We start from the raw sequence: 807 nt of genomic DNA, 5'->3' as shown, positions 1-807 counted from the left end.
TCTGGACAGCGTACAGCCCGTTCACCACCTGGGTGCAGATTGTCAAAGACTGGATGAAAACGAAAGGGGATACGGGAAAACGTAAAACCTTCGTAAACACCACGCTCGGTGAGACGTGGGAGGCGAAAATTGGCGAACGTCCGGATGCTGAAGTGATGGCAGAGCGGAAAGAGCATTATTCAGCGCCCGTTCCTGACCGTGTGGCTTACCTGACCGCCGGTATCGACTCCCAGCTGGACCGCTACGAAATGCGCGTATGGGGATGGGGGCCGGGTGAGGAAAGCTGGCTGATTGACCGGCAGATTATTATGGGCCGCCACGACGATGAACAGACGCTGCTGCGTGTGGATGAGGCCATCAATAAAACCTATACCCGCCGGAATGGTGCAGAAATGTCGATATCCCGTATCTGCTGGGATACTGGCGGGATTGACCCGACCATTGTGTATGAACGCTCGAAAAAACATGGGCTGTTCCGGGTGATCCCCATTAAAGGGGCATCCGTCTACGGAAAGCCGGTGGCCAGCATGCCACGTAAGCGAAACAAAAACGGGGTTTACCTTACCGAAATCGGTACGGATACCGCGAAAGAGCAGATTTATAACCGCTTCACACTGACGCCGGAAGGGGATGAACCGCTTCCCGGTGCCGTTCACTTCCCGAATAACCCGGATATTTTTGATCTGACCGAAGCGCAGCAGCTGACTGCTGAAGAGCAGGTCGAAAAATGGGTGGATGGCAGGAAAAAAATACTGTGGGACAGCAAAAAGCGACGCAATGAGGCACTCGACTGCTTCGTTTATGCGC

At 54.0% G+C, this 807-nt stretch carries 1 protein-coding gene; it reads left to right on the top strand.

Features of this window, described 5'->3' with window-relative positions:
* Positions 1 to 807, top strand: an 807-nt coding sequence (locus CSC71_RS15255; RefSeq protein ID WP_162375229.1) for a terminase gpA endonuclease subunit, incomplete at both ends; no start/stop codon positions are given.

The organism is Pseudoxanthomonas sangjuensis, assembly GCF_010211755.1.
Classification (GTDB): domain Bacteria; phylum Pseudomonadota; class Gammaproteobacteria; order Xanthomonadales; family Xanthomonadaceae; genus Pseudoxanthomonas_A; species Pseudoxanthomonas_A sangjuensis.
Note: the sequence above shows the minus strand (reverse complement) of the source record. Positions and strands in the feature narration are given on the sequence as shown.